This window comes from Luteimonas viscosa (assembly GCF_008244685.1).
In the GTDB taxonomy this organism is placed as follows: domain Bacteria; phylum Pseudomonadota; class Gammaproteobacteria; order Xanthomonadales; family Xanthomonadaceae; genus Luteimonas; species Luteimonas viscosa.
This window is the reverse complement of sequence record NZ_VTFT01000001.1, coordinates 1,970,422-1,996,234: the sequence shown is the minus strand read 5'-3', so window position 1 is coordinate 1,996,234 and position 25,813 is coordinate 1,970,422. Positions and strand designations below refer to the sequence as shown.

Sequence of the window (25,813 nt, the reverse complement as noted above, 5' to 3'; positions counted from 1 at the left end):
CCCGCAACAACGCCAGAAGCGGCGGCGGATCACCGACGCACCCGGGCCTCAGGCCTGCGGCGTTTCCCTGCCGTCGACCTCGAGGTGCACGAGTCCGAGCGCGTCGAACTGCGATCCCAGCATGGCGTGCTGCGGATCTTCGGCATCCACCACCACGAGCACGCGGCCGGCCTCGATTTCCTCCTCGTAGCGGCGGCGCTCGGTCTCCGGGACCGACGAACCGACCAGGGCCGAGGCCCAGGTGCCGACCAGCGCGCCGGCCGCGCCGCCGCCCAGCAGGGCGCCCGCGAGGGTCAGGCCGAGTGGCGGGAACGTCAGCGCCGCCAATCCCGCGACCATGCCGGCCGCCGCGCCAAGGCCGGCGCCGCGCGCGGCGGCCGGCAGCATGTCGGTGTCGGCCTGCTTCATGTCGTCGGGCATGGCGCCGACCTCGATGTCCGAGCGGGCCACCAGCGAAAGCGCCTCGTCGTCGAGGCCGGCCTGGCGCGCGGTGGCGACCGCCTCTTCCGCGCGCGCCAGATCCGGCGCGCTGTAGATCCGGCGCGTGCTCATGCGTGTCCCCCTGCATGGCCTGCGCAGTGTTCGCAGCAGTAGACCTTGCCGCCCCGGCCCACGCCGTGGCCGATCACCGCGCAACTGCAGTGGGCGCAGCGCGGCGCGAGCGCATGGATCGCGCATTCGAAGGAATCGAACACGCCATCGCCCTGCGCGGACTGCACGGTGAAGGTGTGTTCGTAGTCGTTGCCGCAGACATCGCACCTGGCCATCGGAGCCTCCATCGGTTCGCGAGGAACGGCGCCAGTCTGCGCCGCGTGGCGGCACGGTTGCGTGAAGCACCGGCCGGCCGCGGCGGCTCGCAGGCTCTTCGGCGCATGCATCGCGCATTGGCCCACCGGCTGCGCCGCCGGTGCAGCACACGCGTCTTTCACGGCGTGTCGTCTTCACCTGGGTCAAAGTGACGCAAGGCGCGACAGCCGCCCGGGCGTATCATCGTCATCGACCTTCGACGACGCGCCTGTCCCATGCTTCATGCGGCGTGCCGTCCGCCTTTCACCGCAACGCTGCGCAGTCGCGCATGCGTCGACCCGCACCGAGCGAGGGACATGTCGGCCACGCGCCACCGACCATCGCCAGCCGACTTCCCCACCGCCGCGGCGATCGGCGCGCGTCGCGGCCGGGACGAGGCGGGCGCAGCGCGATCCGTGCACTGCTCTTCCCGCAACCGGGGGCGCCATGTTCGCCGACGTTGACGCCGTGCTGCTGGCGCGGATCCAGTTCGCGTTCACGGTCAGCTTCCACTTCATCTTCCCGGCGTTCTCGATCGGGCTGGCGAGCTATCTCGCCGTGCTCGAGGCGTTGTGGCTCAGGACCGGCCGGCAGGTCTACCTCGACCTGTTCCGGTTCTGGGTGAAGATCTTCGCCGTCGCGTTCGCGATGGGCGTGGTGTCGGGCATCGTGATGTCCTACCAGTTCGGCACCAACTGGGCGGTGTTCTCCGACCGCGCCGGGCCGGTGATCGGCCCGCTGATGGCCTACGAGGTGATGACCGCGTTCTTCCTCGAGGCCGGTTTCCTCGGGGTGATGCTGTTCGGCATGAACCGGGTCGGGCCGCGGCTGCACTTCCTGGCTACGCTGATGGTCGCGATCGGCACCTTCATCTCCGCCTTCTGGATCCTCAGCGCGAACAGCTGGATGCACACGCCGGCGGGCTTCGCAACCAATGCCGCCGGCCAGTTCGTGCCAGAAGACTGGTGGGCGATCATCTTCAACCCCAGCTTTCCCTACCGCCTGGTGCACACGGTGACCGGCGCCTACCTGACCACCGCGTTGGCGGTCGGCGGCGTCGGCGCATGGCACCTCCTGCAGCACCGGCGCGCGCAGGCGCGCGAGCGGTCCAGCGATGCTGCCGCCGACGTGCCCGGCGAGGATCCCGCGCTGCCACCCTCGATCGTCGGCGCGCGCACCATGTTCTCGATGGCGATGTGGATGGCCGCGCTGGTGGCGCCCGTGCAGATCGTGGTCGGCGACCTGCACGGACTCAACACGCTCGAACACCAGCCGGCGAAGGTGATGGCGATGGAAGGCCATTACGACAGCCATCCCGAAGGCGCGCCGCTGATCCTGTTCGGGCTGCCGAACCAGGCCGAGCGTCGTGTCGACTATGCCGTCGAGATCCCGAAGCTGTCGTCGCTGATCCTCAAGCACGACCTGGACGCGCCGCTCGACGGACTCGACACCATCGACCCGTCGCTGCAGCCGCCGGTGCCGATCGTGTTCTGGTCGTTCCGGATCATGGTCGCACTCGGCATGGCGATGCTGGCGCTGGGGGCGTGGAGCCTGCTGGCGCGCATGCGCAGGAAACTCTACGACTGGCCCGCGCTGCACCGCGCGGCCTTGCTGATGGCGCCTTCCGGATTCGTCGCCGTGCTCGCCGGCTGGGTCACCACCGAGGTCGGGCGCCAGCCGTTCACCGTCTACAACCTGATGACCACGGTCGAGAGCGCCTCGCCGCTGGACGCGCCGGCGGTGGGCGCCTCGCTGCTGGCGTTCGTGGTGGTGTACTTCATCGTGTTCGGCTTCGGCGCCTGGTACATCCTCAAGCTGATGGCCAAGGGCGTGCAGGCGCAGGAGCCCGCGCCCGACGGCGACGAAGGGCCGATCCGCACCGCCGGCATCACCCCGGGCCCGGCCGAACGCATCGCCGACGGAGAGCGGCGATGAGCTTCGACCTTGCCACCGCCTGGGCGCTTCTGATCCTGTTCGCGGTCTTCGCCTACGTGGTGATGGACGGCTTCGACCTGGGCATCGGCATCCTGTTTCCCGTGTTCCCGGCGGGGCGCGAACGCGACCAGGCGATCAATTCGATCGCGCCGGTGTGGGACGGCAACGAGACCTGGCTGGTGCTCGGCGGCGGCGGGCTGATGGCGGCGTTCCCGCTGGCCTATGGCGTGATCCTGACCGCGCTGTATCCGCCGATCATCGCCATGCTGCTGGGGCTGGTGTTCCGCGGCGTGGCGTTCGAGGCGCGCTGGCGCGACCCGGCGCACCGGCCTTGGTGGGACGTGGCGTTCACCGTGGGCTCGGCGACGGCCGCGTTCGCGCAGGGCGTGACCTTGGGCGCGCTGCTGCAGGGGATCGCGGTGGAGGACCGTGCCTATGGCGGCGGCTGGCTCGACTGGCTGACCCCGTTCTCGCTGCTCACCGGTGCCAGCGTGGTGGTGGGCTATGCCCTGCTCGGGGCGACGTGGCTGGTGTGGAAGACCGAAGGGGCCACCCAGGCGCACGCCTGGCGCCTCGCGCCGCGTCTGGCGGTCGGACTGCTGGCCGGCATCGTCGCGGTCAGCCTGGCCACGCTCGGGCTGGAGTTCGACTACCACCATCGCTGGACCCAGTACCCGGTGGTGCTGCTGACCGCGCAGGTGCCGCTGCTGACCGCGATCCTGGGCTACGCGTTCTGGCGCGCGCTGCGACGGCGGCGCGAGCTGGCTCCGTTCCTGCTGACGCTGGGCCTGTTCGGGCTCACCTTCATCGGCCTGTGCATCAGCATGTTCCCGTTCGTGGTGCCGCGCGCGCTGACGATCTGGGACGCGGCCGCGCCGGACGCCAGCCTGGGCTTCATGCTGGTCGGCGCGGTGGTGCTGATCCCGGTGATCCTGGCCTACACCGGCTGGGCCTACTGGGTGTTCCGCGGCAAGGTCGGGCACGAGGGCTACCACTGATGCGCGGGCCCACGCAGACGCAACCCGGACCGCTGTGGAAGCGGCTGGCGTGGTTCGTCGCGCTGTGGCTGGGCGGCCTGGCGAGCGTCGGCCTGGTGGCGTGGCTGCTGCGGCTGTGGCTGCTCGGCTAGCGCTGGGCGACGCAGGGTTCAGGCGGTCGCGCGCGTTTCGTAGTGGCGCAGGATCTGCGCGGCATCGTCGACCGCGGTCCATGCGCGTCTGGCCAGGCTGCCGCCGACGCTGCAACGCCGCACCCCGAGCGCGGCCAGTTCGAGGATGCCCGGGTCGTAGTCGTGGACGACGACATTCACCGGCTTCGGTGCGACCGCGGCCACGAGTTCGACCACCGCGCCCGGGTCGCGCAGGAACGGCACGAACAGGCAGTCGGCGCCGGCGTCGGCATACGCGGCCGCGCGCGCGATGCTGGCCGACGCGGACATGTCGGGCACCCGGAAGTTCTCGTTGCGGCCCACCAGCATCACCCGCGGGTCGATCGCATCGATCGCGGCGCGCGCGGCCTGCAGCCGCTCCACCGCCTGCGCGGTGTCGTACATCGCGCTGCCCGACCAGTCCTCGATCGAGAGCGCGGCGATGCCGGTGTCGACCGCGCGCGCGACGTTGCGCGCAACGTCGTCCGCGGCATCGGCGAATCCGTTCTCGAAGTCGGCGTTGACCGGCAGCGGCACCGCGTCTACGAGCAGACGCAGGTGATCGAGGACGTCTTCCAGCCCGAGTTCACCGTCCTGCCGGCCCGCCGCCCACGCGGCGCCGGCACTGGTCGATGCGATGGCGCGGAACCCGGCCGCCGCGAGTCGCACGGCGCTGCCGCGGTCCCATGCGTTGGGCAGGAGGAAGAAGCCCGTCTCGTGCATCCTGCGGAACGCATCGCGCTTGTCGGTGGGGCTGTTCATCGCAAGCTCCGTCAGCTCGTCCGGGCGGAACGAGGCGGTCCGGCGCGCCGGCTCAGTCCGCTTCGGCCGGCGCCTCCACCATCGCCCGCCAGCGCGGCAGGCGGTCGAACTGCCCGACCGAACGCAGGTAGGCCTCGTCGGGTTCGCGCCCGTTGACCAGCGCCGCCGCCACGTGCACCGCGCCGGTCACCCAGAAGCTGCCGCGTACGCGCGAGGGGCGGTCGTGGAACGCCACCGCCTCGACGATCGGACCCGGCAGCCCCCAGAGCCCCAGCAGGTAGGCGCCGGTGGTGCTGTAGGGAGTGGTGGCGGTGTCGATGCCCGCCGTGCGCGGCAGCAGCAGCCCGACCTCGGCCAGCAGGCCCGCGGTGGACGCGAGGTCGGCGCTCGGCCCGGCCAGCAGCTTGCCGGCCAGTTGCGAGATGCGCAGCGCGCGATCGCGCAGTTCGTCGGCTTCGGGCCCGGCGGAGAACACTTCGCTGGCGAGGACAAGCTGTCGCAGCGTGTTGTGTCCCAGGCGGGTGACCGCCGAGCGCAGGTCGGTGATCTCGCGGCCGCCGGAGTAGTAGGCCGAGTTCGAGAGCCGCAGCACCCGCGCGGCGACGGTCGGATCCTGCGCGACGACTTCGGCGATCTTCCCGGCGGTGCTGTCGGGATCGCGCAGCAGCGCGGTCAGCGCCAGGTACTGGCGTGGCGCCGCGGGCAGGGTGCCGACCCGTTCGATCGCCTGCTTCAGCGCAGGATCGTCGAGCAGGGTGCGCAGCTCGGCCACGCTTTCCACCGCCTCGATCAGCGCCAGCGAATCGAGCGGCTCGACCAGGATCCGGTGGCTGGTGGTGAAGGCCTGGAGCAGGTCGCGGTCGTCGCCCGGTTCCACCAGCAGGATGCGCACCGCGCCGGGGTGTCGGCGACCGAGGTCGGCGAGTACCGCCAGCCCGTCGCTGCTGCCCACGCGCGATGCGCAGACCAGCACGTCCGGGGCGCCGGTGCCATCGGCGGAAGGCACGTCGGCCGCGCTGGCGGCGTGTGCCAGGTGCCATTCCAGGTCGTGTTCCGACAGCTCCTGCGCGACGCCCGCGACATGGCCGGCGTCGCCTCCGACGACTACGATCTGCACTGCATTCACCTTCAAGGTCCCCTGGACCGGCAAAGATACCGTGCGCCCGCCGCCGGCCGTAGCGCGCACTGCGCGTTCTTGCACCACGCGCACATTTCCGGTGCGAAAACCGCCTCTCGCGGCCCCGCGGTCACCCGTTCCCGGCGATCGGCAGCGTCGCGCGGACCACGGTCCCGCCGCCGGGACGCGGCGCGATCGTCACGCTGCCGCCGAGCTGCGCCGCGCGCTCGCGCATCGTCAGCAGCCCGAGCCCACCCGGGCGCGCGGGATCGATGCCGCGGCCGTCGTCGGACACCCGCAGCACCAGTGCGCGTTGCTGGCCGTCGTCCTCGACCTCCACGGCGACCTCGACATGGCTGGCGCCGGCGTGGCGCGCGACGTTGGTCAGTGCTTCCTGCGCGATGCGGAAGCACGCGAGCTCGACCGTGGCCGGGAGGCGCCCGTCGATGGCCGCGACCTCGAGTCCGATCGACAGCCGGCTGTTGCGCGACAGCAGCGCGACCTGGCCGCGCAGCGCCGCCTCCAGCCCGAGCGAGTCGAGTTGCGGCGGACGCAGCAGCAGCGACAGGTTGCGCAGCTTGAGCACGGTCTGGTCGGCGATCGCGATGACCTCGTCGAGGATCTCGCGCCGCACCTGCGGGTCGCCGCCGAGCGATTCGTCGGTCAACGAGGTCGCGGCGAGCTTGATCGCGGTGATCGACTGGCCGATGTCGTCGTGCAGTTCACGCGACAGCGTGCGGCGCTCGTCCTCCTGCACCGTGAGCAGCCGCTGCGCCATCGCCTGCAGTTCCTCGCGCAGGCGGCGCTGCTCCTGCAGGCTGAGGTTGACCTCGGCATAGGAGGCGCGCGCGCGTTCGGCCAGCGCGTTCATCGCATCGGCGACCGGCAGCAGTTCCTGCGGCATGTTGGCGGGCACGATCTGGGTCGAGCCGCCGTCGAGCGCGAACTGCTGCATGCGTTCGAGCATGCCGCGGACGCTGCCGCCGAGGCGGCGCAGCTTCGACCCCACCAGCACGAGCACGCCGGCGAATACCAGGGCGAGCAGGGCGACCACCGCAAGCCCGGCGCCCCGCAGTTCGGCTTCCAGCACGTCGCGCGGCTGCAGCAGGACCAGCCGCCAGCCGTTGTCCAGCGGCGCGGCGAGCGCGAACGCGTCGCCGCCGTTGCGCAGGACCCCGCGAAGTTGCTGCATGCCGCCGCCGGTGCGCGCGAGGCGGGCGAGATCGCGATCCAGCGCCGAGGCGCCGAGGGCGTCGAGGGGAAGGTGCGGCATGCCGTCGCTCGCCTGCACCACGGTCAGCGCGCGGTCGAGCAGCAGCAGCTCGAACCCGTGTTCGTCCAGGCCGCCGCGGCGCAGGACCAGGGAGTCGACCAGGATCGAACCCTCGAGCACGCCGGCGAAACGCCCTTCCGACAGCAACGGCACCGAGACCGCGATCAGCGCGTCGTTGCCGAGGCCGCGGCCGCGGAACGCATCGGAGACATGACCCCGTCCGCTGCGACGCGGCGCCAGGAAGTACTCGCGGTCGGCGACCGACATGGGCCGGACAGCGTCCGGAAGCGCCGGCTCGCTGGTCGCCACGACGCCGTCCGCGTCGGTGACCAGCAGGGTGGAGAAGGCCGGGTAATGGCGCTTGATCCGGCCCAGGTCCACGTTCCAGCGTGCGACGTCGGCGACGTCGCCCTCGCTGTTGCGACGGTCCGCGAGCACCTGCATCGCCGCGAGGTGCACCTGCAGGAAACCCTCCAGCTCCTGCGCGCCCGAGCTCGCGGCAGCCGAGAGCCGGGTCGCGCTCTGTTCGCGCACCGACACCGATGCCTGCCACAGCAGCACCCCGGCCAGCACCAGGACCGGGAGCACGACCGCCAGCAGCAGCAGGCGGGTGAATTCGCCGAGCAGGGCCCAGCCTGGTCGGGTCGAGTATGCGGGTGCCGTATCGGGCATGCCGGCCACGCTAACGGCCCGGGCAGGGCGACCGCAACCCTGGTGCGACCGCGCGGATCAGAACAGCTCGACGCTGCCGGCATCCATCGACTGCTGGGTCACCGGCTTGTGCGGCGGACGCTCCCATTCGCCGCGCATCTGCGCGATCCGCTGGCTGATCTGCGACAGCGCCCGGCGCAGTTCGACGCTGGCCTGCCCGCCGCTGCGGTGCAGCAGGTCCTGCAGCACCGTGGCCTCGCGGTTGATCGCGCCGAGGCGGTCGAGGTGCACGTTGGCCGCGCCCAGCGCCTGGGTGGCGATGTCCTCGAACTGCAGCGAACGCACCGCCTCGGCGACCGAGCCGTCGATCGACTTGCTGCATTCGGCGATCTCGCGCATGCCGGTGCCGAGGTTGCGGTTGATGCCGTCGACGCGTTCGAGCATCGCGGCGGCCTCGATCCGGGCCACGCGGCTGCGGTCGAGGTCGCGCGAGGCCATCGTGCTGACCGTGTCGCGGACCCGCGCGATCGAATCCTTGGAACTGTGCGCCAGCTTGCGGATCTGTTCGTTGAACGCGGTCGAGCGCTCGGACAGGTTGCGCACCTCGTCGGCGACCACCGCGAAGCCGCGACCGGCTTCGCCGGCACGCGCGGCCTCGATCGCGGCGTTGAGCGCGAGCAGGTTGGTCTGGTCGGCGATCGACTTGACGTCCTCGAGCAGCGAGAAGATGCCGTCCAGGTGCTCGGCCATCGCGTCGATGTGGGTCACGGTGGCTCCGCTCTGGCCGCTGACCGCTTCCAGCGCCTCGACCAGCTGCTCCATCTGCTGGCTGGCCTGCAGCGCGAAGCGATGCACGTCCGAGCCGCTGCCGTCGCCGTCGGCGCGGCGGTCGATGATGCGCGAGGCGACCTCGCTCTGCTGGCGCGACTTGCGGTTGACCGCCTCGAAGCTGCCGCCGAGCTTGGCGACCGATTCGCGGATCAGTTCGCGGGTGCGCTCGATCTCGTCGCGCGAGCCCTGGACCTCGGCGCCGATGAAGCTGCGCAGTTCCTCCAGCAGCCGGCCCTGTTCGCCCAGCAGCGCGGCATCGCCGGCGGAAGGACGCATCACCGTCCACGCGAAGCCCAGCCAGGCCAGGGTCATGGCCGCCAGCGCGCCCCAGCGCACTGCCGGAGCGAGTTCCAGCGCCTGGGCCAGGACCAGGACAAGGGTGAGCGCCAGCGGCGCTGCCAAGCGAATCAGTACGCGCGAATCCATGTCGGTCCCGTAATAAGTAGCGTTGATGCGGTCGGCCTAGGTAACGGCCGCGCGGGGGCTGGCTTTAGCGGTCGCCCGGCACCGCGAGCAGCCGGTGCGCCACCTGCTCCAGCGGCACCACCTCGTCGGTGGCGCCGATCCCGACCGCGGCGCCGGGCATGCCCCAGACCACGCTGGTGGCCTCGTCCTGGGCGATGGTGCGGGCGCCGGCGCGGCGCAGCGCCAGCAGCCCGGCGGCCCCGTCGTCGCCCATGCCGGTGAGCAGCGCCGCGCTGGCGTTGCGTCCCGCATGCGCGGCCACCGACTGGAACAGCACGTCGACGCTGGGACGGTGGCGCCGGACCGGATCGTCGTCGCCGAGGCGGCAGATCCAGCGCGCGCCGCTGCGGACCACGCGCAGGTGGCGTCCACCGGGCGCGACGTAGGCGTGCCCGGTCAGCAGCGGCTGCTGGTCGACGGCCTCGGCGACGGTCATCCGGCTGTGGCGGTCGAGCCGTTCGGCGAACGGCCCGCTGAAGGCGGCCGGGATGTGCTGCACGATCACCGTGGCCGGCGCGTCGGCCGGCATCTGCGCCAGCACCTCGCGGATCGCCTCGGTGCCGCCGGTGGACGCGCCGATCGCCAGCAGGCGGTCGGTGGTGCGGTAGGCGATGGGCCCGTCGTAGCCGGGGGTGGCGGGCGGCGCGATCCGCGCCACGCGCGCCTTCGCCGCCTGTTTCACCTTTTCCACGAGCACCGAGCCGTACTCGGCCAGGCCGCGGGCGACGTCGATCTTGGGCTTGGCGATGAAGTCCACCGCGCCCAGCGCCAGCGCGTCGAGCGTCACCTGGGCGCCGGCCTCGGTCAGCGACGAGACCATCAGCACCGGCATCGGCCGCAGCCGCATCAGGTTGCGCAGGAACGTGAGCCCGTCCATGCGCGGCATTTCCACGTCCAGGGTCAGCACGTCGGGCGAGAGCTGCTTGATCTTGTCGCGGGCGATGAAGGGGTCGGCCGCCGTGCCGACCACCTCGATGCCCGGATCGACGCCGAGCAGTTCCGACATCAACGCGCGCACCAGCGCCGAATCGTCGACGATGAGCACGCGGACCGGCCGGGCGCCCATGTCAGAACAGCTCCACGGTGCCGGCTGCCGGCGCGCGGGCGAGTCGGCCGTAAAGCGCGCGCTCGGCGTCGACCACCTCGTCGCGGGTGGCCGGCAGGCGCTTGACGAAGCTGCGCCCGGTCTGCACGAAGAAGCCGACCTTGCGCGCCTGGTTGTCGCCCAGGTCCTTCGCCAGCACCGGGATCTTCTCCGCGGCGAGGTAGTCGATCACGAAGCTTGCGTTGCGGGTGCCGATCGGGTCGCTGTGGAAGCCGCTGAGCACGTTGCCGCCGCCGAACACCTTGGCCTGCAGGCGCTGCCGCTTCGCGCCGCGCTTGAGCAGGTCGTTGATCAGCAGCTCCATGGCGTTGGCGCCGTAGCGCGCGCAGGAGGCGTCGTTGGTCTGCCCGCCCGGGAGCATGAAGTGGTTCATGCCGCCCAGTCCCAGCGCGGGGTCGTAGAGGCAGGCGGCGACGCACGAACCGAGCAGCGTCACCAGCGCCACCGGCTGGTCGGTCACCAGGTAGTCGGCCGGCAGCAGCCGGATCGCCTGCGACTGCAGCGCCGCGTCGAAGTATCCGCCGGTGGGCGCGGCGGCCGTGACGGCGCTCATCCGCCACCGGCCCTGGGCGCCGCCCGGTAAACGGTGCGTCCGCAGGGAGAGACCAGGTCGGCGGCGTGGTTGAAGCTCTCCGAATGGCCGGCGTACAACCGGCCATCGTCCGCCAGCAGCGGCGCCATGCGCTGGAGCACGCCGTACTGGGTCGGCTTGTCGAAATAGATCATCACGTTGCGGCAGAACACCGCGGTCCAGGCGCCGCGCTTGAGGCCGTAGTCGGCGTCGAGCAGGTTCAGCGGGCGGAACTCGACCAGTGCCCGCAGTTCCGGCCGCACCCGGCACAGGCCGGCGTTGGCGCCGCTGCCACGCTGGAAGAAGCGGCGCTTGCGCGCCGCCTCGAGCGCCTCGATGCGCTCGAGCGGATAGACGCCGCGCGCCGCCGACTGCAGCACCGCGGTATCGATGTCGGTGGCCAGGATCCGGACCGGCGGGGTCAGGGTGTCGAACGCCTCGCACGCGGTGATCGCCAGCGAATAGGGTTCCTCGCCGGTGGACGCGGCGCAGCACCAGACCTGCAGCGGCGCTCCGCCGCGGTGCGCCGCGCGCAGCTGCGTCGCCAGCAGCGGGAAGTGGTGCGCCTCGCGGAAGAACGAGGTGAGGTTGGTGGTCAGCGCATTGACGAAATGCTGGGCTTCCTCGCCGCCGTCGCGGTCGACCGCGTCGAGGTAGTCGCTGAAGCGGTCGATGCCGCGTGCGCGCAGCCGCCGCACCAGCCGGCTGTAGACCATGTCGCGCTTGTGGTCGCCCAGGTTGATGCCGGCGCGGTCGTGGATCATGCGGCAGACGCGGCGGAAGTCGCGGTCGTCGAAGGCGAACGTGCGGTCCTCGACGGTTCGCGCGCGGGTGTCGCGAAGGAGCTCAGCCATGGTCGTGCTCCGGTGCGGGCAGGGCCGGCGCGTCGCCCGGCGGCCCGTCCTGTGCGGCCAGCCAGTGTTCGAACACCTGTGGCGCCAGCGCCCTGGAGTAGAGGAAGCCCTGCACTTCGTGGCAGCCGAACTCGCGCAGCAGCTCGACCTGGTCGGCGGACTCCACGCCCTCCGCGATCACCTGCATGTCGAAGTTCTTCGCGATCAGCGTGATCGAGCGGACGATGGCCTTGTCGCCACGGCTGCCGACCAGGTCGCGGACGAAGGAACGGTCGATCTTGACCCGGTCCACCGGCAGCCGGTGCAGCATCGACAGCGAGGCATGGCCGGTGCCGAAGTCGTCGTAGGACACGCGGATGCCGCGCTTGCGCAGCTGCAGCAGGGTCTTCTCGGCGACGCCGTCGTCGCGCAGCGCGATCGTCTCGGTCAGCTCGATCTCGAGCTGGGCGGCCGGCAGGCCGCTGGCCGCGAGCGCGGCGTCGATCTTGTCGACCAGGGCCAGGTCGTTGAACTGCGCGGGGAACAGGTTGACGCCGACCTTCAGCCGGCGGCCGTGCAGCACCGGCCAGCCGGCGGCGTCGCGACAGGCCTGCTGCAGGATCCAGGTTCCCACCGCCGGTGCGATCGCGCTGCGCGCCAGGGCTTCGATGAAGGCCACCGGCATCAGCAGGCCGCGCTCGGGGTGCCGCCAGCGCAACAGCGCTTCCGCACCCGAGGGCAGACCGCTGGCGAGGTCGATCTGCGGCTGGTAGTGCAGCTCGAACTCGCTGTCGCGGAACGCGCGGCGGAGTTCCAGGTCCAGGTGCCTGCGGTCGACCGCTTCCTCGCGCATCGACGGCGAGAACCGGCACAGCTGCATGGTGCCGCCGCGCTTGGCATGGCGCAGGGCGAGCGCGGCGAGCGCGAGCAGGCCGCTGCTGTCGCATTCGTCGTAGGCGGCCGCGGCCGGATCCTCGGTCTCGTCGAAGGCCAGGCCGATGCAGGCTTCGACATGCACGCCCTGGTGTTCGATCTCGCACGGCCGCGCCACCTCGCGCAGCAGCGCCTGCAGGCGCGGCTCGAAATCCGCGCCGTCGGCCTGCGCCGGAAACACGATCGCGAACTCGTCGCTGCCGAAGCGGGCCAGGTGGGCGTCGGCGGGCAGCCAGGCCATCAGCCGGCATGCCACCACCTGCAGCACGGTGTCGCCGACGACGTGGCCGAGGGTCTCGTTGACGGCGCGGAAATTGTCCAGCCCGAGCAGCGCCACGCCGAGCCTGGCACCATGGCCGCGCAACGAATCGATGATCGCGAACAGGGCTTCGCGGTTGGGCAGGCCGGTCAGGGCATCGCGTCGTCCCGAACGCGGCTCGCGCCACGCGGCGCCGCTGTCGGTGATGTCGCGCAGCACCAGGGCGATGCCGCGGGCGTTGGCGTCGTGCCAGTCGCAGCGGACCGCTTCGACCGTACGCAGTTCGCCGAAGGCATCGCGGATCCTCAGTTCGCGCGCACTGGGCACCTTGCCCTCGGGAGTCCCGGTCGCGCCGTACAGCCAGTGCGCGACCGCGTCGGGCTCGATCTGCAGCGATGCGGGAACCAGCAGGTCGAGCGGCTGCCCGCTGGCGGCACCGGGACCGAGCAGGTCGCGCGCGGCCGCGTTGGCGAAGAGCGTCGTGCCCCGTTCGTCGGCGACCACGATCGCGCTGAAGCCGGCTTCGGCCACCTGGCGGCAACGCGCCAGGATGCTGCCGCCGAACAGGCGCGCGGCCAGTGTCGCCAGCGACCGGAGCCGAACCATGCTCGCCTCGGCTGCTTCGTCGTGCCGACGCCGGTCGCCGGCGGCCAGTACCCCGAGCAACTCGCCGGTGGGGCCGAGCAACGCGGTCGCCACCAGGAAGCGCAGGGCGGCGGGGCCGGCGACGAGGACGTCGTCGTGCAGGCGCGGGTCGCTGCGGGCGTCTGCGACCACCGCGAATGGCGTCGCGGCGTCCACCACCGAACCCAGCCGGGTCCCGGCGGTGACCGGTGTCAGGGGCAGGCCCCGGGTGGCGGCCAGACGCAGCTGCGCACCGTCCGCCACCCACAGCATCGCGCAGGGGCAGCCGAGCAGGTCGGCGGCCACGGCCAGGACGGCCGCGAACCCCTCGTCGCGCTCCGGATCGGGCGGCTGCACCGACGAATCATCGGCTGCCGGAACGCCGGGTTCCACTGAGGCGGCAGGCGCCCACGGGCCTGCGGCAGTGCGGTTGGTGATGGGGGAGAGCATGAGGTTGTGGTCCGGACGCGATGCGGGAGAGGAGCGTGAAGGGAAGGTCGTCGACGGTCAGGCCAAGGCTTCGGCCTTTGCGGACGGTGCCTCGGCGACAGCGTGCCGCGCGACGCGTGCCTGGCCCGCGGCCGCAGGCGAGATGCCACGGCCCTTCGTCGGCGCGATCCGCGATGCGCCCTGCGCCGAGAACACGGCGATCGTCTGCACCAGCTGCCCGGCCTGCTGCTCCATGCTGCGCGCCGCGGCCGTGGCTTCTTCCACCAGGGCCGCGTTCTGCTGGGTGCTCTCGTCCATCTGGGTGATCGCCTGGTTGACCTGCTCGATGCCCGCGCTCTGCTCCTGCGAGGCGGCCGAGATGTCGGCGATGATGTCGGTCACCCGCTTCACGCTGGTCACGATCTCGCCCATGGTGCGGCCGGCCTGGTCGACCAGCTCGTTGCCGTGGCGGACCTTGTCGGTGGAGTCGGTGATCAGCTGCTTGATCTCCTTGGCCGCGCCGGCCGAGCGCTGGGCCAGCGAGCGCACCTCGGCGGCCACGACCGCGAAGCCGCGGCCCTGCTCGCCGGCGCGCGCAGCTTCGACCGCGGCGTTGAGCGCCAGGATGTTGGTCTGGAAGGCGATGCCGTCGATCACGCCGATGATGTCGGCGATGCGGCTGGAGGAGTCGGAGATCGCGGACATGGTCTGCACGACCTTGCCCACCACCTCGCCGCCCTGCGAGGCCACGTCGACCGCACCGATGGCGAGCTGGTTGGCCTGGCGGGCGTTGTCGGCGTTCTGGCGGACGGTGGAGGTGAGTTCCTCCATCGACGAGGCGGTCTCTTCCAGCGAGGCGGCCTGCTGTTCGGTGCGGCGCGAGAGGTCGTCGTTGCCGGCGGCGATCTCGGACGCGGCCGAGTTGATGGCGTCGCTGCCGCTGCGGATCTGGCCGACGATGTCGGCCAGGCGGTCGACGGTGCGGTTGGCGTCGTCGGCGACCCGGCTGAACTGGCCAGGGAGCGAAACGGTAATGCGCTGACCCAGATCGCCGTCGGCGACCGCGGCGAGCAGCGAGCCGATCTCATCCAGGCCGTGGTCGGCACTGGTCATCAGGGTGTTGAGGCCCTCGAGCATGTCGCGGTAGACGAACTGGTAGCGCTGGGCGTCGCCACGCTGACTGAAGTCGCCGGCTACCGCCGCATCCACCAGGCGCTTGATCTCGGCGTTGACGGCCAGCGTACCGATCTTGACTGCGTCCACCGCAGCGGTGATCTCGGCCTTCTTGCCCGGGAGGCGGTCCATGTCGCTTGACAGGTCGCCGCTGGCATAGGCCCCGACGATCTCGATCACGCGGGCGTTCATCGCGATGTGGGATGCGGCCAGGTTGTTGGTCTGTTCGGCCATCTGGCCGTAGGCACCGGGGAAGGCCGCCGCGTCGATGCGATGCTCGATATCGCCGGCATCATGCTCGGCCTGCATCGTTTGCTGCGCAGAGGCAAAGCGTTGCAGTTGCTCCTGCATCTTGTTCATGCTGATCAGCAAGCGCCCGGTTTCGTCGCGCGACTGTGTGTCGATAGTGTTGTCCAACTTGCCCGAGGCGATGGCATCGGCAACATGTATCGCCAGGCCCATCCGCTTGACCAACTGACGGCGGATCATCAGGCCCATGCCCACCGCAACCAGCACCGCGATCAGGCTGCCGATCAGCACCGACCATTTGCCGCGGGCGCGTGCCGCGTTCAGCGCGGCGCTGCGCGTGGCCAGCAGCGCCGTTTCTTCGTTGGCGAAGTCACCGAGCAGCGAGCGGATTTCGCCCATGGCGGCGCGGTCGCGGCCCTGCTGGAACAAGGGCACGACGTCCTGCGTGCTGGTGGCGGCTTCGCGTCCCGCGATGGCTTCCTGTTCAGCCGCCAGCAGCTGTCGATAAGCCTTGTCGAGGTCTACCAGGCGTGCCTGTTGCTTGGCGTTGTCCGCGGTCAGTTGCTTGGCGTCGGCATAGCTCCTTTCGAATCCCGTCTGACCTTCGATGAACGGCTTCAGGTGCGCCTTGTCGCCCGACAGCAGGTAACCGCGCGTACCCGTTTCGATATTCAGCGCATTTGCCTGCATCGTTTCGCCGGTCGCCAGCACCTTGAACGTGTGCTCGCTGATCTCCCTTGCGGTATTCATCTCCGACTGGCTGTGCAGGCTGATGCCGCCGATGACGAGCATGATCAGCACCACAGCGCCAAAGCCGATGGCGAGCTGGTTGGAAATAGTCAGATTCTTGGATTTCATTGGTTTCTACCGGGCTGGGTCAACTAACGATCAAACTGAGAATTTGGGAGCTGCGGCGCAGAGCGGCCTGAATGGCGCTGGCGTTCAATAGGCGTGATGTACAGCCGCGAAAAGCCGCGGTGCGGGTATCTGGCCCAAAACATGAGGCTGTCGGTGCGTCGAGCAGCGAAAGCCTTATAAGATTTCCGGGGGTGACGGGGGCGGCATTTCCAGACAAATTCTCATGCGACCTGTATCGGCATTGCCGCGGCGGACTGTAGGTTGCGGCCGGGAAAGTATTCGACCCGCTCTGCCAACAACAGAAACGTGAGCGGGAGTGCGCTCCCGGTAACGGCGGCTGCCGCGCGGAATGGAGGCGGCGGAACGGCATGTCGTCACAAATACTTCACACGGGTACGATTTTTTCGCCATTCGATCGTGAAGGCGAAAAGCAACGGGGCGCCGAAGCGCCCCGTTGCCGTACAGATGCGGTGGACGATCAGAACTCCTGCCACTCGCCCGCGGCTTCGGCGGCGACCACCGGGGCCGCCTTGGCGCGGCCGCGCGGCGCGGGCTTGGCCCGCGGCGGGGCCGCCGGCGCCCGCTTGGGCAGGGCGACCACGCTCGAGGCCGCCGGGGCCGGTTCGCTGCGAACGCTGCGTGCCGCCTGCCCGTCCTGGACCCGGAACACCGCCACCGTCTGCACCAGCTGCCCGGCCTGCTGCTCCATGCTGCGCGCCGCCGCGGTGGCTTCTTCCACCAGCGCCGCGTTCTGCTGGGTGCTCTCGTCCATCTGGGTGATGGCCTGGTTGACCTGCTCGATGCCCGCGCTCTGCTCCTGCGAGGCGGCCGAGATGTCGGCGATGATGTCGGTGACCCGCTTCACGCTGGTCACGATCTCGCCCATGGTGCGGCCGGCCTGGTCGACCAGCTCGTTGCCGTGGCGGACCTTGTCGGTCGAGTCGGTGATCAGCTGCTTGATCTCCTTGGCCGCGCCGGCCGAACGCTGGGCCAGCGAGCGCACCTCGGCGGCGACCACGGCGAAGCCGCGACCCTGCTCGCCCGCGCGCGCGGCTTCGACCGCGGCGTTGAGCGCCAGGATGTTGGTCTGGAAGGCGATGCCGTCGATCACGCCGATGATGTCGGCGATGCGGCTGGAGGAGTCGGAGATGGCGGACATGGTCTGCACGACCTTGCCCACCACCTCGCCGCCCTGCGAGGCCACGTCGACCGCACCGATGGCGAGCTGGTTGGCCTGGCGGGCGTTGTCGGCGTTCTGGCGGACGGTGGAGGTGAGTTCCTCCATCGACGAGGCGGTCTCTTCCAGCGAGGCGGCCTGCTGCTCGGTACGGCGCGAGAGATCGTCGTTGCCGGCGGCGATCTCGGACGCGGCCGAGTTGATCGCATCGCTGCCGCTGCGGATCTGGCCGACGATGTCGGCCAGGCGGTCGACGGTGCGGTTGGCGTCGCTGGCGACGTCTGCGAAGCGGCCGGCCAGACCGGCGTCGATGCGCCGCGACAGGTCGCCCTCGGCGACCGCCGAGAGCAGGCTGCCGATCTCGCCCAGGCCCGCGTCGGCGCTGGACATCAGCTGGTTCAGGTTCTCGATCAGCTCGCGATAGGCGAACTCGAAGCGGGCGCTGTCGCCGCGCTGGGAGAAGTCGCCGGCCACGGCCGCCTCGACCAGCCGCCGGACCTCGGCATTGCTGTCGAGCATCGACTGCTTGACCGCGTCGATGGTCGTGGTGATCTTCGCCTTCTCGCCCGGCAGCCGGTCGAGATCGCGCGACAGGTCACCGCGGGCATACAGCGCGACGGTGTCGACGACGTGCAAGTTCACCGCGAGGTGCGAAGCGACCAGGTCGTTGAGCCCGGCGGCCATGGTGCCGTACGCGCCGGGGAACTCCGATGCAGGCATCGCGTGGCTGATCGTGCCGGCATCGTGCGCTTCGTGCATCTCGCGTTGCGCGGCGGTGTAGCGCTTGAGCGTGGCGACCATCTCGCGCATTGACGATGCGAGCGAGCCCACCTCGCTGCGCTCGACCACCGTGATTGGGCGTTCGAGGTCGCCGCGGGCCACCGCGTCGGCAGCAACCATCACTTCGGCCAGCGGACGCACGATCGATCGCGTGATCAGTATCGCGGCGGCGATGGCAAGTGCCAGCGCTAGCGCGAGAAGGATGCCGATCGCAGTGAGGCTGGCGGCATAGTCGGCTTCCTGGGTCGCGACCGCGACGTCCAGCGCCTTCTGCCGGTTCTCCAGGACGACTCCGATCGCGTCGGCCGCTGCCTGCCGTAGATCGGCCGCGGCAGAGGCGGGAGCGAGGTCGCCCACCTGCAGCGCATCCACCAGACGCTGGCTGTTCTCGAAATACAAGGCCGTCTTGGACATCGCATCCTCGTACGCCTCGTCGGTGCCGGCCTCGCCGATAGCCGCCGCATACCCTTCTGCCAGCGCCTTGAACTGCTCGCGGCCGGCTGCCAGTTCGCCACGGTATTCCTCGAGCTTGGCGGGATCGCCGGCGCTGCTGACCAGGCCGCGTTCGCTGACGCGGTACTCGGCCAGCGAGGTGGCCATCCTGCCCAGGTCGCGGATCGCGGGCACGGAGTGGTGGGTGAGGTGCAGGACTTCCTCCTGCATCTTGCCCATGCGCAGCACTGCGAAACCGCCGATGGCGACGATCAGCAGTGCGAGCGCGGCGAAGCCGATGGTCAGGCGTTTACCGATGCTGAGTGACTTGAACATGTCGTGGATCCTGGTTCGATCGATGGACCGGTCGCCAGGGGCGCACGGTGGTGGCATGAGGGTTTGCGGCGTGGGCCGCGTACGGCCCGTGTCCTGCTCCGGATAACGGCGCGACCGCCCCGACCTTGAACGTACCGACGCTCAGCCGGCGGGGCGGGCGATGCCGGCTCGGCTCAGAAGTGCACCTGGGCGCGCAGGCCGAAGGCTTCCGGATCGCGCAGCACGCCGGCGCGACGCGCATACGCGAACACGTAGTTGGCCTGCAGCTTGACGTTGCGGCCGAGGTACCAGTTCACGCCGACGGTCCAGTCGGACTGGCGACCGCCGCGGATGGCGCCGTCGTCGAGGTCGAGCTGGCTGTAGCGCAGCAGCACCTCGAGCGCGGAGGTCGCCGCCGGCACCACGTTGGTGGCGTAACCGTTGTAGCCGCGCGATTCGCCGGTCACGACCCAGCTGCCGAACAGGTAGGCGCCGTTGCCGGAAACGTCGGCGAGCCCGCCGTCGCGGTTGGCGCGCACGTCGAGGACTTCACCCTGCAGCGACCATGGGCCGCGGATCCACAGGCCCTCCAGGCCGGTGCGCTGGATCGACTCGACCCCGGCGAGGCTGCCGGTATCGACCAGGCGCACGTCGGTGAGGGCGACCTCGGGGCGCGCCCGCAGGCGCGTCGTGCCGCTGTCCGGACGTTCGCGGCTGGCGGCGATGCCCAGGTGCAGCACATCGCCCTTGTCGTTGCGCGGCACCCAGGCCGCGCGCCCGGCGAGGGTGCTGCCGGCATTGCCGCCCTCGAGGTCGTTGCCGTCGAACCAGGCCACGCTGGCCAGGTATGCCGGCCGCTGCAGCGACCATTCGGCACCGACGCGGCGCCCGGCGTACGCGGCCTGCACCGGCAGCGCCTGTTCCAGGAACGGCGTGGTGCGCGAGGCGCCGACGGCGTCGAAGCCGACCGGGGTCTTGAACTGGCCGATGCGCAACGCGCCGAGGTCGCGGCCCAGCAGCCCCTTCGAATGCAGCTTCACGGTCACGTCCATCCACGTCTCCGACTCGAGGTCGCGCTGCACCGTCAGCTCGTAGACGTCCTTGCGCTTCAGCGACACGCCCACTTCGCGGCGGCGGAAATGGCTGTCGTCGGCGAACGCGTCCGCGTCGATGCCCTGGCCGAGGTGGCCGAAGCCGTTGTGGTCGTAGGCCCAGTTGGCGGTGAAGCCGAACTCGCCCAGGGCACCGGCGGGCGCCTTGAACGAGATGTCGCGCCAGTCGGCGGCGTGGGCGCCGCCGGCGGCGGCGAGGGCGGAAGCGAGGATCAGGATCTGGATGCGCACGAGCGGCTCCTGCCTGGCGCGCTGGCGCCGGGCGAGTTGGGTGGTTGGCGCGGCTGCGCCGGAAGGATCTGGGATGCGGCCGCCTGGCGGCCGCCGCCGGCACGACGATGTGCCGGCCTCCCTAGTTTTCGGCCGTGGCCGGCGGAGCTTTAGGCGAGCGCCCGTGCGCGGCGGGTCGCACCGGAGCGCACGGGCGCTGTCCGTTCCTGCTGCGCGCGCATGCCGGGCGCTTCGTCCAGGCGGAAGCGCGCCGCCGCCGAGGCCAGTCCGGCCGCCTGCTCCTGCAGGCTGCGCGCCGCGGCCGAGGCCTGCTCGACCAGGGCCGCGTTCTGCTGGGTGGCCTCGTCGAGCTGGGTCACGGTGTGGTTGACCTGTTCGATGCCAACCGACTGCTCGCGCGAGGCGCTGCTGATCTCGGCCATGATGTCGGTGACGCGCCCGACCGCGGTGACCATCTCGGTCATGGTGCGGCCGGCCTGGTCGACGCGGCCCGCGCCTTGCTCGACCTTGGTCGCGGAGTCTGCGATCAGCGCCTTGATCTCGCGCGCCGCGTCGGCCGAGCGCAATGCCAGGCTGCGCACTTCGGAGGCCACGACCGCGAAGCCGCGGCCTTCCTCGCCCGCGCGCGCGGCTTCCACCGCGGCGTTGAGCGCGAGGATGTTGGTCTGGAAGGCGATGCCGTCGATCACGCCGATGATGTCGGTGATCCGGCGCGAGGATTCGCTGATCGCGGCCATCGTCGCGATCACGTCGGCGACCACCTTGCCGCCGTCCTCGGCGACTTCCCCGGCGCCGGCGGCCAGGCCGTTGGCGCGCAGCGCGTTCTCGGCGTTCTGGCGCACGGTCGCGGTCAGCTGTTCCATCGAGCTCGCGGTTTCCTGCAGGCTCGCCGCCTGCTGGCCGGTGCGGGTGGACAGGTCGGTGTTGCCTTCGGCGATCCCCGCCGCGGCCTCGCCGATCGTGCGGGTGGCGCCCTGGATGTCGGCCACCAGCTGCGCGAGCTGGTCGACGGCGGCGTTGGTGCTCGACTTCATCTCGCCGAACAGGCCGCCCATGTCGCTGGTGATGCGCGGACGCAGGTCGCCGTGCGACAGCGCGTCGAGCACGCCGGCGGTCTCGCGCAGGCTGCGTTCGGTGGCCTGCATCAGGCGCCCCAGTCCGGTGCCGACCGCGTGCACGAAGCCGGTGGCGCCGTGCAGGTCGAGACGGCGGCTGAAGTCGCCGTCCGCGGCGGCCGCGACCACCGTCTCGACCTCGCGCTCCAGGCCCAGCTCCACGGTGCGGTCGCGCCATTCGGCGACGGTGCCCAGGCGCGCGCCGCGGGCATCGACCACCGGCGTGGCGGTGACGTCGAAGGTGCGGGCGCCGAAGGCGATGCGGTAGGGATGCGGCGCCGCCAGCGTCGACAGGCGCTCGCGCTGCGCCTCCGGCGCGTGGTCGAGCGCATGCAGCGCGCTGCCGTCGAGCGACGCCGCGGAGAAACCGGGGACGACGCCCCGCAGGTCCGCTTCGGCGGCAGCGAGCATGTCGCGTGCGGCGGGGTTGGCGTAGACGATGGCGTGGTCGTGGCCGGCCACCAGCACGCTGGTGGAGGCGGCGTCGAGCGCGCTGCGCACGCGCGCCATCTGCGCGGCCTCGCGGCGCCGGTCCTCGATCTCGAAGCCGAGACGGATCTGCATCGACTTGAGCCCGAGCAGCACGCGGCCGACCTCGTCGTCGCGGTCGATGGCGATGGAGTGCGTGTATTCGCCGCTGGCGAAGTCGCGCAGGTGCGCGACCGCGGCATCGAGGCGGCCGAGCACATCCGACGACAGCCACCAGGCGCAGTAGCCGGCCGCGGCCGTGGCGCCGGCGACGATCGCGAGCAGCGCCGGCAGCGACATGCCCGCCGAAGCGAGCAGCACCAGGGCCGCGCCGAGCCCGCCGACGCCGGCGGCCGCCAGCAGCAGGCGCTGCCGCAGCGACAGACGCCACAGCGGGTTGAGTGCGCGCAGGCGGTCGGGTGCGGCCAGCGCGCCGTGGCGGATGCGCAGCGGGGTCGTGCCGGCGCGCATCGCGGCGTAGTCGCGTTCGGCCGCGGCGATCTCGGCGCGGCCGGCCTTGCGCCGCACCGACATGTAGCCCACGTGCTCCGCGCCCTCGTGGTAGGGCGTGACGTGCGCCACCACCCAGTAGTGGTCGCCGTCCTTGCGCCGGTTCTTGACCATGCCCACCCAGGGCCGCCCGGCCTTGAGCGTGCGCCAGAAGTCGGCGAACGCCTCGACCGGCATGTCCGGGTGCCGGATCAGGTTGTGCGGCTGGCCGATGAGCTCGGCTTCAGTGAATCCGCTGACGCGCACGAACTCCGGGTTCACGTAGACGATGGTGCCGCGCAGGTCGGTGCGCGAGACCAGCAGGTCGTCGCCTTCCAGCACGAATTCGCGCCGGGTGACGGGGAGGTTGTTGCGCATGGCGTCGGATCCGGAAGTGCGGCGCCCGCGGCGCGGGCGCGGAATGCGGTCGCCCTGGTTCAGGCGGCCTGCGCGGCCACCAGACCCATGTCCTCGTGGCCCATCAGGCGCTCGATGTCGAGCAGGATCAGCATGCGCTCGTCGAGCGTGCCGATGCCGGTCAGGAACTGGCGGTCGATGGTGGCGCCGATCTCCGGCACCGCGCGGATCTGTTCGCCGCCCAGACGCACCACGTCGGACACGCTGTCGACGACCATCCCGACCACGCGGCCGCCCACGCTGAGCACGATCATCACCGTCAGCGCGTTGTATTCGGCCTTCGCGAGGCGGAACTTCAGCCGCATGTCCACCACCGGCACGATGATGCCGCGCAGGTTGATCACGCCCTTGATGTAGTCGGGCGCGTCGGGCAGGCGGGTCACCGCGTCGTAGCTGCGGATCTCCTGCACGCGCAGGATGTCGACGCCGTATTCCTCCTCGCCCAGGACGAAGGTCAGGAACTCGTCGTTGCCGGCTTCGCCGGCGTGCGTGGTGCCGGCGGCACGGGGGGCGGTGACGGTTTCGGTCGGGTGCGACATGGAGGGCGGTCCTGATGAGGCGGAAGGTCGGAACCGCTGCGCACCGGGATCGGCGGCAGGCGGGTGGCTACTCCGTCCATGTCGGCCCGGCGCGCGGTTTCTTTAGCCGGGGCCGCGTCGCCGGCGTGCCGCGGCGTGGTGCCACAGGCTCAAGCCGGGACGTTGCGGGCCGTTATCCACGCGAGCCCAACACGGATCGCCAGCATGTACCTGATCATCGGAGCCCTCGTGGTCATCGCGAGCGTGCTCGGCGGTTTCATGATGGTCGGCGGCAAGCTGCTGACGCTGTGGCACCTGAACGAGATCATCGTGATCTGCGGCGCCGCCCTGGGCGCGTACGTCATCGCCACGCCGCCTAAGGTCATGAAGGCGGCGCTGAGCGGCACGCTCGGCCTGCTCAAGGGGCCGAGGTACCAGCGCGTGGACTACGTCGAGCTGCTGAAGCTGATCTACGAGCTGCTGCAGAAGATGCGGCGCGACGGGATGATGGCGATCGAGAACCACATCGAGAACCCGAAGGACAGCGCGATCTTCCAGAAGTACCCGAAGATCCTCGCCGACCACCACATCCTCGACTTCATCACCGACTGCCTGCGGCTGATGGTCGGCGGCAACATGAACCCGCACGAGCTCGAATCGCTGCTCGAGTACGAGCTGGAGACCCACCACCACGAGGCGCTGGAGCCGGCGAACTCGGTGCAGAAGGTCGCCGACGCGCTGCCGGGCTTCGGCATCGTCGCCGCGGTGCTGGGGATCATCAACACGATGTCGATCGTCGGCAGCGCGCCGCCGGCGGAGATCGGGCAGAAGGTGGCCTCGGCCCTGGTCGGCACCTTCCTCGGCATCTTCCTGGCGTACGGCTACGTCGGCCCGGTCTCCTCGGCGATGGAGAAGCGCGCGCAGGAGGAAGGCAAGGCGTTCGAGGTGGTGAAGATGGCGCTGGTGGCCTCGCTGCGCGGCTATGCCCCGGCGGTGGCGATCGAGTTCGCGCGCAAGCTGCTGTTCTCCGACGTGCGCCCGAGCTTCCAGGACCTGGAAGCCGACCTCAAGGCCGCGAAGGGCTGACGGAGCACCGCCATGGCCGCCGCGCTGCAACCGATCATCATCGTCCGCAAGAAGAAGCGCGGGGCGCACGCCCACCACGGCGGCGCCTGGAAGGTCGCGTACGCGGATTTCGTGACCGCGATGATGGCCTTCTTCATGGTGATGTGGCTGGTGGCCACGATGCCGCAGGAACAGCTCGGCGGCATCGCCGACTACTTCAAGAATCCCAGCGCGGTCGAGGGCCGGGCCGCGAGCATGGCGCCCGGGAGCAACGGCCCCGGCGGCGCGGGCGACGCGCCGATCAAGATGTTCGACCACGTCCGCAAGCCGCCGCAGGCCGGCCCGAGCGGCGACCCCGCGGCCGCGCAGCGCGCCGGCGACGAGACCGACCGCCGCAACCTCGAGGCGCTCAAGCGCGCGCTCGAGGAAGCCGTCGCCAGCAGCCAGGCGCTGGCGCCGTTCAAGGACCAGCTGCTGATCGACATCACGCCCGAGGGCCTGCGCATCCAGATCGTCGACGCGCACAACCGGCCGATGTTCGACCTCGGCTCGCCGACGCTCAAGGACTACACCCGCGCCATCCTGTTCGAGCTGGCCGGCTACTTCAACCGGGTCGGGAACCGGGTGGCGATCTCCGGCCACACCGACACCACGCCCTATTCGGGTCGCAGCGGATACAGCAACTGGGAGCTGTCGGCCGAACGCGCGAACGCAGCGCGGCGCGCACTGGTGGCGGGCGGCCTGGCGGAAGAGAAGCTCTCGCGCGTGGTGGGCTTGGCGTCCTCGGTGCCGTTCGACCGCACCGATCCGGACAACCCGGTGAACCGCCGGATCAGCATCGTGGTGCTGAACAGCGCGGCCGAGCGCAACGCCGCCGAAGTCCACGGCGCGCCCTGAGCGCGTCGCCCGGACAAGCCGAAGGCCGCATCCGGGACTTCCCGTGCGCCAATGGCCGCAAGGATGGATGCGGCGCGCGGGTCGGATCATGCGTGGTGAAGCGCGGTGCGTCGCGGGACTTCGTGCGGAGCGCCACGCCATTTGGCGCCTCCCCGGGTGCGCTTCGCTTACCCGGGCTACGCGATCGGGATCTCCGTAGCCCGGATAAGGCCGAAGGCCGCATCCGGGGCGCCGCGCGGTCCACCATCGCATCGATGGACGAGGGGCACGGTGTCCGGATCGAGCACGGTCTAGACGCCGGGCGTCGTTCACGTGCCTCGGAAGAGGTGCCCGGTCTGAAGAAGGGATTCCGATGCGGAGCGCCTTGCCGGAGCGACGCAGCGGTGGCCCCGGGTGCGCTGCGCTTACCCGGGCTACGCGATCGGGATCTCCGTAGCCCGGATAAGGCCGAAGGCCGCATCCGGGGCGCCGCGCGGTCCACCATCGCATCGACGGGCGGGGGCACGGTGTCCGGATCGAAGCACGGTCAAGACGCCGGGGCGTGGTTCACGTGTCTCGGAAGAGGCGCACGGTCTGAAGAAGGGATTCCGATGCGGAGCGCCTTGCCGGAGCGACGCAGCGGTGGCCCCGGGTGCGCTTCGCTTACCCGGGCTACGCGATCGGGATCTCCGTAGCCCGGATAAGGCCGAAGGCCGCATCCGGAACCGAGCCGTCCACCACTCGCATCGATGGACGAGGGGCACGGTGTCCGGATCGAGCGCGGTCAAGACGCCGGGGCGTGGTTCACGTGCCTCGG

Annotated in this window: 20 protein-coding genes; 5 read left to right on the top strand and 15 right to left on the bottom strand. The window is 70.8% G+C overall.

Annotation, left to right across the window (positions count from 1 at the left end; genetic code table 11):
* Window positions 1-48: 48 nt before the first annotated feature.
* On the bottom strand, window positions 49-552 hold the full coding sequence (locus tag FZO89_RS08805; protein WP_187471098.1) for a hypothetical protein: 504 nt from the start codon (window positions 550-552) through the stop codon (window positions 49-51).
* Window positions 549-767, bottom strand: a complete 219-nt coding sequence (locus FZO89_RS08800) for a hypothetical protein (protein ID WP_149102900.1) — start codon at window positions 765-767, stop codon at window positions 549-551. The genes FZO89_RS08805 and FZO89_RS08800 overlap by 4 nt, the downstream gene beginning before the upstream one ends.
* 466 nt (window positions 768-1,233) lie before the next feature.
* Here FZO89_RS08800 and FZO89_RS08795 point away from each other — a divergent pair, with 466 nt between their 5' ends.
* Genes FZO89_RS08795 through FZO89_RS08785 form a run of 3 tightly spaced genes read left to right on the top strand, consistent with a single transcriptional unit; the run spans window position 1,234 to window position 3,850 of the window.
* Window positions 1,234-2,721, top strand: a complete 1,488-nt coding sequence (locus tag FZO89_RS08795; RefSeq protein WP_149102899.1) for a cytochrome ubiquinol oxidase subunit I — start codon at window positions 1,234-1,236, stop codon at window positions 2,719-2,721.
* Window positions 2,718-3,719, top strand: a complete 1,002-nt coding sequence (cydB, locus tag FZO89_RS08790; RefSeq protein ID WP_149102898.1) for a cytochrome d ubiquinol oxidase subunit II — start codon at window positions 2,718-2,720, stop codon at window positions 3,717-3,719. Before FZO89_RS08795 ends, cydB begins: the two co-directional genes overlap by 4 nt.
* Complete coding sequence (locus tag FZO89_RS08785) at window positions 3,719-3,850, top strand: DUF2474 domain-containing protein (protein WP_149102897.1); 132 nt, start codon at window positions 3,719-3,721, stop codon at window positions 3,848-3,850. Before cydB ends, FZO89_RS08785 begins: the two co-directional genes overlap by 1 nt.
* Window positions 3,851-3,868: 18 nt before the next feature.
* Here FZO89_RS08785 and FZO89_RS08780 read toward each other — a convergent pair whose 3' ends face one another.
* From FZO89_RS08780 to FZO89_RS08720, 13 genes are all read right to left on the bottom strand, one after another.
* Window positions 3,869-4,630, bottom strand: coding sequence for an isocitrate lyase/PEP mutase family protein (locus tag FZO89_RS08780; RefSeq protein WP_149102896.1), 762 nt, complete (start codon window positions 4,628-4,630; stop codon window positions 3,869-3,871).
* Window positions 4,631-4,682: 52 nt separating this feature from the next.
* Window positions 4,683-5,747, bottom strand: a complete 1,065-nt coding sequence (locus FZO89_RS08775) for an HDOD domain-containing protein (protein WP_187471097.1) — start codon at window positions 5,745-5,747, stop codon at window positions 4,683-4,685.
* Window positions 5,748-5,877: 130 nt separating this feature from the next.
* On the bottom strand, window positions 5,878-7,692 hold the full coding sequence (locus FZO89_RS08770; protein WP_149102894.1) for an ATP-binding protein: 1,815 nt from the start codon (window positions 7,690-7,692) through the stop codon (window positions 5,878-5,880).
* A gap of 57 nt (window positions 7,693-7,749) precedes the next feature.
* Window positions 7,750-8,928 (bottom strand): methyl-accepting chemotaxis protein, encoded by a 1,179-nt coding sequence (locus tag FZO89_RS08765; RefSeq protein WP_149102893.1) that lies wholly within the window; start codon window positions 8,926-8,928, stop codon window positions 7,750-7,752.
* Between the two features lie 64 nt (window positions 8,929-8,992).
* Window positions 8,993-10,033 carry a protein-glutamate methylesterase/protein-glutamine glutaminase gene (locus FZO89_RS08760; RefSeq protein WP_149102892.1) on the bottom strand — a complete coding sequence of 347 codons (1,041 nt, stop codon included), beginning with the start codon at window positions 10,031-10,033 and terminating at the stop codon, window positions 8,993-8,995.
* Window position 10,034: 1 nt separating this feature from the next.
* Window positions 10,035-10,625: a chemoreceptor glutamine deamidase CheD gene (gene cheD / locus FZO89_RS08755; RefSeq protein WP_149102891.1), complete on the bottom strand. Its 591-nt coding sequence runs from the start codon at window positions 10,623-10,625 to the stop codon at window positions 10,035-10,037.
* Complete coding sequence (locus FZO89_RS08750; RefSeq protein ID WP_149102890.1) at window positions 10,622-11,497, bottom strand: CheR family methyltransferase; 876 nt, start codon at window positions 11,495-11,497, stop codon at window positions 10,622-10,624. The genes cheD and FZO89_RS08750 overlap by 4 nt, the downstream gene beginning before the upstream one ends.
* Window positions 11,490-13,649, bottom strand: coding sequence for a putative bifunctional diguanylate cyclase/phosphodiesterase (locus FZO89_RS08745; protein WP_187471096.1), 2,160 nt, complete (start codon window positions 13,647-13,649; stop codon window positions 11,490-11,492). The genes FZO89_RS08750 and FZO89_RS08745 overlap by 8 nt, the downstream gene beginning before the upstream one ends.
* Before the next feature lie 150 nt (window positions 13,650-13,799).
* On the bottom strand, window positions 13,800-16,001 hold the full coding sequence (locus FZO89_RS18995) for a methyl-accepting chemotaxis protein (protein ID WP_149102888.1): 2,202 nt from the start codon (window positions 15,999-16,001) through the stop codon (window positions 13,800-13,802).
* A gap of 478 nt (window positions 16,002-16,479) precedes the next feature.
* Window positions 16,480-18,726: a methyl-accepting chemotaxis protein gene (locus FZO89_RS18990; RefSeq protein ID WP_149102887.1), complete on the bottom strand. Its 2,247-nt coding sequence runs from the start codon at window positions 18,724-18,726 to the stop codon at window positions 16,480-16,482.
* A 173-nt stretch (window positions 18,727-18,899) separates the two neighbouring features.
* A complete protein-coding gene (locus FZO89_RS08730) occupies window positions 18,900-20,048 on the bottom strand; it encodes an OprO/OprP family phosphate-selective porin (RefSeq protein ID WP_149102886.1) in 1,149 nt (382 codons plus the stop codon).
* A 149-nt stretch (window positions 20,049-20,197) separates the two neighbouring features.
* Window positions 20,198-22,498, bottom strand: a complete 2,301-nt coding sequence (locus FZO89_RS18985) for a methyl-accepting chemotaxis protein (RefSeq protein WP_149102885.1) — start codon at window positions 22,496-22,498, stop codon at window positions 20,198-20,200.
* Window positions 22,499-22,557: 59 nt separating this feature from the next.
* The gene (locus FZO89_RS08720) at window positions 22,558-23,076 is read right to left on the bottom strand and encodes a chemotaxis protein CheW (protein WP_149102884.1); all 519 of its coding nucleotides are present in this window, start codon (window positions 23,074-23,076) and stop codon (window positions 22,558-22,560) included.
* Window positions 23,077-23,280: 204 nt separating this feature from the next.
* Here FZO89_RS08720 and motA point away from each other — a divergent pair, with 204 nt between their 5' ends.
* Window positions 23,281-24,141 carry a flagellar motor stator protein MotA gene (gene motA / locus FZO89_RS08715; RefSeq protein WP_149102883.1) on the top strand — a complete coding sequence of 287 codons (861 nt, stop codon included), beginning with the start codon at window positions 23,281-23,283 and terminating at the stop codon, window positions 24,139-24,141.
* 12 nt (window positions 24,142-24,153) lie between these two features.
* A complete protein-coding gene (motB, locus tag FZO89_RS08710; RefSeq protein WP_149102882.1) occupies window positions 24,154-25,017 on the top strand; it encodes a flagellar motor protein MotB in 864 nt (287 codons plus the stop codon).
* Window positions 25,018-25,813 lie beyond the last annotated feature (796 nt).

Bases quoted from the DNA above. Each gene is read 5' to 3' on its own strand.
- FZO89_RS08805 (WP_187471098.1), bottom strand. From the start codon at position 552: ATGAGCACGCGCCGGATCTACAGCGCGCCGGATCTGGCGCGCGCGGAA.
- FZO89_RS08800 (WP_149102900.1), bottom strand. From the start codon at position 767: ATGGCCAGGTGCGATGTCTGCGGCAACGACTACGAACACACCTTCACC.
- FZO89_RS08795 (WP_149102899.1), top strand. From the start codon at position 1,234: ATGTTCGCCGACGTTGACGCCGTGCTGCTGGCGCGGATCCAGTTCGCG.
- cydB (WP_149102898.1), top strand. From the start codon at position 2,718: ATGAGCTTCGACCTTGCCACCGCCTGGGCGCTTCTGATCCTGTTCGCG.
- FZO89_RS08785 (WP_149102897.1), top strand. From the start codon at position 3,719: ATGCGCGGGCCCACGCAGACGCAACCCGGACCGCTGTGGAAGCGGCTG.
- FZO89_RS08780 (WP_149102896.1), bottom strand. From the start codon at position 4,630: ATGAACAGCCCCACCGACAAGCGCGATGCGTTCCGCAGGATGCACGAG.
- FZO89_RS08770 (WP_149102894.1), bottom strand. From the start codon at position 7,692: ATGCCCGATACGGCACCCGCATACTCGACCCGACCAGGCTGGGCCCTG.
- FZO89_RS08765 (WP_149102893.1), bottom strand. From the start codon at position 8,928: ATGGATTCGCGCGTACTGATTCGCTTGGCAGCGCCGCTGGCGCTCACC.
- FZO89_RS08760 (WP_149102892.1), bottom strand. From the start codon at position 10,033: ATGGGCGCCCGGCCGGTCCGCGTGCTCATCGTCGACGATTCGGCGCTG.
- cheD (WP_149102891.1), bottom strand. From the start codon at position 10,625: ATGAGCGCCGTCACGGCCGCCGCGCCCACCGGCGGATACTTCGACGCG.
- FZO89_RS08750 (WP_149102890.1), bottom strand. From the start codon at position 11,497: ATGGCTGAGCTCCTTCGCGACACCCGCGCGCGAACCGTCGAGGACCGC.
- FZO89_RS18995 (WP_149102888.1), bottom strand. From the start codon at position 16,001: ATGAAATCCAAGAATCTGACTATTTCCAACCAGCTCGCCATCGGCTTT.
- FZO89_RS18990 (WP_149102887.1), bottom strand. From the start codon at position 18,726: ATGTTCAAGTCACTCAGCATCGGTAAACGCCTGACCATCGGCTTCGCC.
- FZO89_RS18985 (WP_149102885.1), bottom strand. From the start codon at position 22,498: ATGCGCAACAACCTCCCCGTCACCCGGCGCGAATTCGTGCTGGAAGGC.
- FZO89_RS08720 (WP_149102884.1), bottom strand. From the start codon at position 23,076: ATGTCGCACCCGACCGAAACCGTCACCGCCCCCCGTGCCGCCGGCACC.
- motA (WP_149102883.1), top strand. From the start codon at position 23,281: ATGTACCTGATCATCGGAGCCCTCGTGGTCATCGCGAGCGTGCTCGGC.
- motB (WP_149102882.1), top strand. From the start codon at position 24,154: ATGGCCGCCGCGCTGCAACCGATCATCATCGTCCGCAAGAAGAAGCGC.